This window comes from Jatrophihabitans sp. (assembly GCF_046262535.1).
Lineage (GTDB): Bacteria > Actinomycetota > Actinomycetes > Mycobacteriales > Jatrophihabitantaceae > Jatrophihabitans.
In genome coordinates, this window is record NZ_JBHEMO010000114.1 from 1 (window position 1) to 5,776 (window position 5,776).

General features: G+C 71.7%; 6 protein-coding genes. 2 read left to right on the top strand and 4 right to left on the bottom strand.

Annotated features, from left to right (window positions below; all coding sequences use genetic code 11):
- Positions 1-1,333: glutamate synthase-related protein (locus ABR571_RS15430; RefSeq protein ID WP_409454094.1), on the top strand; the 1,333-nt coding region annotated here is incomplete at its 5' end.
- A 4-nt stretch (positions 1,334-1,337) separates the two neighbouring features.
- Positions 1,338-2,786: a glutamate synthase subunit beta gene (locus ABR571_RS15435; RefSeq protein ID WP_409454095.1), complete on the top strand. Its 1,449-nt coding sequence runs from the start codon at positions 1,338-1,340 to the stop codon at positions 2,784-2,786.
- Between the two features lie 30 nt (positions 2,787-2,816).
- Here ABR571_RS15435 and ABR571_RS15440 read toward each other — a convergent pair whose 3' ends face one another.
- The 4 genes from ABR571_RS15440 to ABR571_RS15455 all read right to left on the bottom strand — a co-directional run.
- On the bottom strand, positions 2,817-3,317 hold the full coding sequence (locus tag ABR571_RS15440; RefSeq protein WP_409454096.1) for a pyridoxamine 5'-phosphate oxidase family protein: 501 nt from the start codon (positions 3,315-3,317) through the stop codon (positions 2,817-2,819).
- Between the two features lie 47 nt (positions 3,318-3,364).
- Entirely contained in the window at positions 3,365-3,814 is a 450-nt protein-coding gene (locus ABR571_RS15445) for a hypothetical protein (protein WP_409454097.1), read from the bottom strand.
- A complete protein-coding gene (locus ABR571_RS15450) occupies positions 3,811-5,055 on the bottom strand; it encodes a protein kinase domain-containing protein (RefSeq protein WP_409454098.1) in 1,245 nt (414 codons plus the stop codon). Before ABR571_RS15450 ends, ABR571_RS15445 begins: the two co-directional genes overlap by 4 nt.
- Before the next feature lie 54 nt (positions 5,056-5,109).
- On the bottom strand, positions 5,110-5,776 hold a 667-nt coding region (locus ABR571_RS15455), incomplete at its 5' end, for an SDR family oxidoreductase (RefSeq protein ID WP_409454099.1).

The window sequence follows — 5,776 nt, forward strand, 5'->3', positions numbered from 1 at the left end:
CTCGCGCATCATCGTCCAGACCGACGGCCAGCTGAAGACCGGCCGCGACGTCGTCATCGCGGCGATGCTCGGCGCCGACGAGATGGGCTTCTCGACGGCCCCGCTGATCGCGGCGGGCTGCATCATGATGCGCGCCTGCCATCTCAACACCTGCCCGGTCGGCATCGCCACGCAGGACCCCGAGCTGCGCAAGCGCTTCACGGGCACGCCCGAGCACATCGTCAACTACTTCTTCTTCGTCGCCGAGGAGGTCCGCGAGATCATGGCCTCGCTCGGCATCCGCTCGGTCGACGACCTGATCGGCCGCAGCGACCTGCTCGTCGCCGATCACGCGATCGAGCACTGGAAGGCGCGCGGCGTCGACCTGTCGAACATCCTCGCGCAGGTCAAGCTGCCCGAGGGCACGCCGCTGCGCCGCGTGCGCGACCAGGAGCCGGTGCTCGACGACGCGCTGGACTGGGAGCTCGTCGAGGCGTCGCGCGGCGCGATCGAGCAGGGTGAGGCGATCAGGCTGGAGCGCCCGATCCGCAATGTCAACCGCTGCGTTGGCGGGATCCTGTCGAGCACGATCGCCGAACGTCATGGCGAGAAGGGCCTCCCGGAGGGCTCGATCGACGTCGAGTTCCGCGGCTCCGCGGGGCAGTCCTTCGGCGGCTGGCTCGCCTACGGCGTGACGTTCACCCTGCACGGCGACACCAACGACTACGCCTGCAAGGGGCTGTCCGGCGGCACCGTCGCGGTCATGCCGCCGGACGGCGTCACGTACGTCGCCGAGGAGAACGTCCTGATCGGCAACACCGTCCTCTACGGCGCGACGAGCGGCAAGGCGTTCTTTCGCGGGCTCGCCGGCGAGCGCTTCGCCGTGCGCAACTCCGGCGCGAGCGCCGTCATCGAAGGCGTCGGCGACCACGGCTGCGAGTACATGACCGGCGGCCGTGTCGTCGTGCTCGGCCCGACCGGGCGCAACTTCGCCGCCGGCATGAGCGGCGGCCTGGCGTTCATCCTCGACGAGGACGGCACGCTCGCCGCGCGCTGCAACCCCGAGATGGTCAACCAGATCGAGCCGCTCGACGACGGCGACGTGATCGAGGTCCGCGCGCTGATCGCCGAGCACCTCGAGCGCACCGGCTCGCCGGTCGCCGGGCGCGTGCTCGACGAGTTCGACGAGCTGCGACCGCGCTTCGTGAAGGTCTACCCGACCGACTACAAGCGCGTGCTCGCCGAGCGCGCCGCGGCCGAGGACGCGGCGTCCAACGGTGCCGGCCCGAGCTCCAACGGTGCGTCGGCAGCGGCGACCACCGCCGGCGCCCCCGGTGTGAAGAAGGTGATCTAGCAGCGTGGGTGAGCTCGGAGCATTTCTGAAGATCGAGCGCGTCGGGATTCCGCAGCGCGACCCGCTGGAGCGCGCGAAGGACTTCAAGGAGTTCATGATCCGCCGCTCCGACGACGAGCTGTCGGCGCAGGGCGCGCGCTGCATGGAGTGCGGCGTGCCGTTCTGCCACAACGGCTGCCCGCTGGGCAACCTGATCCCCGACTGGAACGACCTCGTCTACCGCGGACGCTGGCACGACGCGATCATCCAGCTGCACGCGACGAACAACTTTCCGGAGTTCACCGGCCGCCTGTGCCCGGCGCCGTGCGAGGCCGCCTGCGTGCTGGGCATCAGCCAGGACCCGGTCACCATCAAGCAGGTCGAGGTCGAGATCATCGACCGCGCCTTCGACGAGGGCTGGGTCGTGCCCGTGCCCCCTGAGGTGCAAACGGGCAAGCGCGTTGCCGTCGTTGGATCCGGTCCGGCCGGCCTCGCCGCCGCGCAGCAGCTCACCCGGGCGGGCCACGATGTCGTGGTGTTCGAACGCGACGACCGGATCGGCGGCCTGCTGCGCTACGGCATCCCCGAGTTCAAGATGGAGAAGCGGCACGTCGATCGGCGGCTCGAGCAGATGGCCGCGGAAGGAACGATCTTCAAGGCCGGCGTGAATGTCGGCGTCGACATCACCGCCGACCAGTTGCGCACCGAGTTCGACGCGGTCGTCCTCGCCGGCGGCGCCACCGACGCGCGCGACCTGCCGATCCCCGGACGGGACCTGCGCGGGATCCACCAGGCGATGGAGTACCTCCCGTGGGCCAACCGGGTCCAGCTCGGTGACCTCGACGAGGCACCGATCTCGGCGGCCGGCAAGAAGGTCGTCATCATCGGCGGCGGCGACACCGGGGCCGACTGCCTCGGCACCGCCCACCGCCAGGGCGCGGCCAGCGTCCACCAGTTCGAGATCATGCCGCGGCCGCCCGAGGTCAGGGACCAGTCGACGCCGTGGCCCACCTACCCGCTCATGTACCGCGTCACGTCCGCGCACGAAGAGGGCGGTAAGCGCGTGTTCGCCGTCAACACCGAGCAGTTCATCGGGACGGACGGGGTGGTCGAACGGCTGGCTGCCCACGAGGTCGTGCTCAACGGCCGGACGTTCGAGAAGGTCGAGGGGTCGGACTTCGAGCTCGATGCCGACCTGGTGCTGCTGGCCATGGGCTTCGTCGGCCCCGAGAAGGCCGGCCTGCTCGCCGATCTCGGCGTCGAGCTCGACGCCCGCGGCAACGTGGCGCGCAACAAGCGATTCGAGACCAGCGCGCCGGGCGTGTTCGTCGCCGGCGACATGGGCCGCGGTCAGTCGCTGATCGTGTGGGCGATCGCCGAAGGTCGCGCGGCGGCGGCCGGCGTCGACGAGTTCCTCGAGGGCGGCACGACCCTGCCGGTACCGATTGCGCCGACCGCGGTGCCGATGCGCTGACCGGCCGGTCGCACCGTCAGGCGACGTCGGTCAGAAGACGAAGCGGGTGCAGTCGGTCGGGAAGGCGAACCAGGCGAGCGCGCGGCGCGGCGTGATGACGCGCAAGCCGCCACCCTCGTCGGACCACGAGTCGGCCGTCGGCGCATAGTCCGGGGCGTACTTCTCGAACGCTGCCGCGAGCGTGGCCCCAAGGCCGGCCGGGTCGGCGCTGGTCGCGGTCGACACACCCTCGACGATCACCACTTCGGTTCCGCTCTCGAGCGTGAGCGTGCATGCCGGGTTCTTCTCGAGGTTGCGGACGTGCCGCGTGGTGGGCGCGCCGTCGTAATAAAAGCGCCCGTCGACCCAGACACCCCAGCGCGGAACGGAGTGCGGTGTGCCGTCCGGCCGCACGGTCGCCAGCCAGTAGTGCTTCGCCGCCCGCAGCCGCTCGTCCACCTCGTCCCAGCTCAGCAGGCCCTCGGTCGTGATCGGTATGCCGTACCCGTCGGGCATCGTGGGGCGCGACGGTTCGGGCGAGATGACAGCCATGCCGGCGACGGTAGCGCCGGCGTCCGACGAAGCTGACCGGATTTCCGTCAGTGCTTGTGCTTCTTGCCCGGTCCCTTGTCGTCCTTGCTGCCGCCGGGGCCGGGCGGCGCCGGCGCCGGCTGGTTCGCCGTCGTACGGGTAGCTGACGGCCCCGGGCTCGACGCCGTGGACGACGAGGGTGTCGACGGCGGCGTCGCGGTCCGGCCCGACCTGAGGGCCAGATCGGCGGCGACCGACCTGATCGTCGCCTCGATCGCGGCGGCACGGGCGTCGCTCACGGTTCCCAGTGCCCGAGCCGCGGTCAGGTCGCTGCGCAGTTCGGTGAGCGCGCCGTCGGCCGCGGACCAGTTGCGCGCGGCTGCGGCGCGCGTCAGGGCCAGCACATCGGAGTGCAGCGTCGCCGCGGCCGAATCGGACAGCGCGGAGTCCGATCCTTTGGACGAGCAACCGGTCGCGAGCGCGGCGGCGCACAGCAGCGCGACGGCGCGCGACCTCACGGGGTGACCTCCTGCTGCAACTGGTGCAGGTGACTGCCCAGCTGACCCGGCACCGCCGGATAGCTCGGCGTAGCCGGTCCGCCCCTCCCGCCGCCGGAACTCGCGACGACGGCGATCAGGACCGCCAGCACCGCGGCCGTCGCTGCGGCCGCAATCAGCGGCCACCGGCGCCGGGGCCGGCGCCGAGCGCGGGCGGCGCTGCGCGGGATCGGCAGGAGCTGAGTCGTCGACGCGTGCTGCTCCACCGGCGCTCCGCGCGGCGCCGGCATCTCCTCCGGGAACGCCGATGCGGCCGGAAACGCGGTCGTCGCCGCGTCGGCGGTCACCGGTCGGTCGGGCGCGGGAGATGACGCCGGTAGCGGTGCCTGCGCGAGGCCGGTCACGGCGACGCCGACATCGGCAGCGGTGGGGCGAGCCGCCGGATCCGTGTCGATCATCGCCTGCAGCAGCCGCGTCCAACCGTCGGGGACAGAGGTCGGAATGGCCGGCGGCCGGTGCAACCGGGTCACGGCCGCCTCGACGCCGTGGCCCGGGTACGCGACCGTCCCGGTCAAACCCTCCAACAGGACCAGGCCGAGCGCGTACACGTCGCTGGGTGGCCCCACCTCGCCGACGCCCAGCTGCTCGGGGCTGAGGTAGTTGGCGGTGCCCACGGTGAGGCCGGTCATCGTCATCCGGGCGCCGTCGATGAGGCGGGCGATGCCGAAGTCGGTCAGCTTGGCCGTCTCGGACGTGCCCGGCTCGTCCGGTGCCGCCAGCAGGATGTTGGCCGGCTTGATGTCGCGATGGATGATGCCGCGACGGTGGATGTAACTCAGCGCCGTCGACAGCTGCGACGCGATCCCGGCGACCTCGCTGGGCGGCAGGGGTCCCTTCGCGATCCGGGTGGCCAGCGTTTGGCCGTCGACCAGTTCCATCACCAGATACGGCTTGGGGTCGTCGTGCATCGAGGCGTCGACGCCGGCGTCGAACACCATGACCAGATTCGGGTGGCTCAGCCGGGCCAGCAGCCGGGCCTCCTGCTCGTACCGCGCGGCCTGCTGCGGATCGGCCGAGGCCGAGGGGAAGAGCTTGACGGCCACCCGACGGTCGAGGACGACGTCGCGCCCCGCGTGGACCGTGCCCATGCTCCCGCGCCCGAGCACACCGCGCAGCTCGTAGCGCCCGGCGATCAGGGCGGGGCCGGCGGCCGGAGTCGCGAGCGGCGGGGGGTGCTTGTCGGTCGTGGTTTCGCGCGCCATGGTGGGGATGAGCCTCCCCAGCGCGGCCGATCACCAAACGGCACGGCGCTCGGCTCAGCCGGCCCCATATACCGGCGCCGGCGCCGGGGCCTGCTGGAGCAGCTCCCGCACAGCCGGACCGACCTCGACCGGGTCCCATCGCTGCCCGCGGTCGATCGGTGTCCCGTGCTGCCATCCGTCGGCGACGGAGATCCGGCCGCCTTCGACCTCGAACACGCGCCCGGTCACGTCGGCGGACTCGTTGCTGCCCAGCCAGACGACGAGCGGGGCGATGTTCTCCGGCGCCATCGCGTCGAAGCCGCCCTGCACCTCGGCCATCATGTCGGCGAAGACCGCCTCGGTCATGCGGGTGCGGGCCGAAGGGGCGATGGCATTGGCGGTGATGCCATAGCGTCCGAGCTCGGCGGCCTGGATCAGGGTCAGTGCGGCGATCGCCGCCTTGGCCGCGCCGTAGTTCGCCTGCCCGACGCTGCCCATCAGGCCGGCGCCCGAGCTGGTGTTAACGATTCGCGCATCGGCCGGCCGGCCGGCCTTCGCCTCGTCGCGCCAGTACGCGGCCGCGTGCCGGGCGGGGCAGAAGTGCCCACGCATGTTGATCCTGACCGAGGCATCCCACTCGTCCGCGGACATGGTGACGAACATTCGGTCACGGACGGCGCCCGCGTTGTTCACGAGCGTGTCGAGGCGTCCGAAGGTGTCGAGGGCGGTGCGGACGAGCGCG

Bases quoted from the DNA above. Each gene is read 5' to 3' on its own strand.
- ABR571_RS15440 (WP_409454096.1), bottom strand. From the start codon at position 3,317: ATGGCTGTCATCTCGCCCGAACCGTCGCGCCCCACGATGCCCGACGGG.
- ABR571_RS15450 (WP_409454098.1), bottom strand. From the start codon at position 5,055: ATGGCGCGCGAAACCACGACCGACAAGCACCCCCCGCCGCTCGCGACT.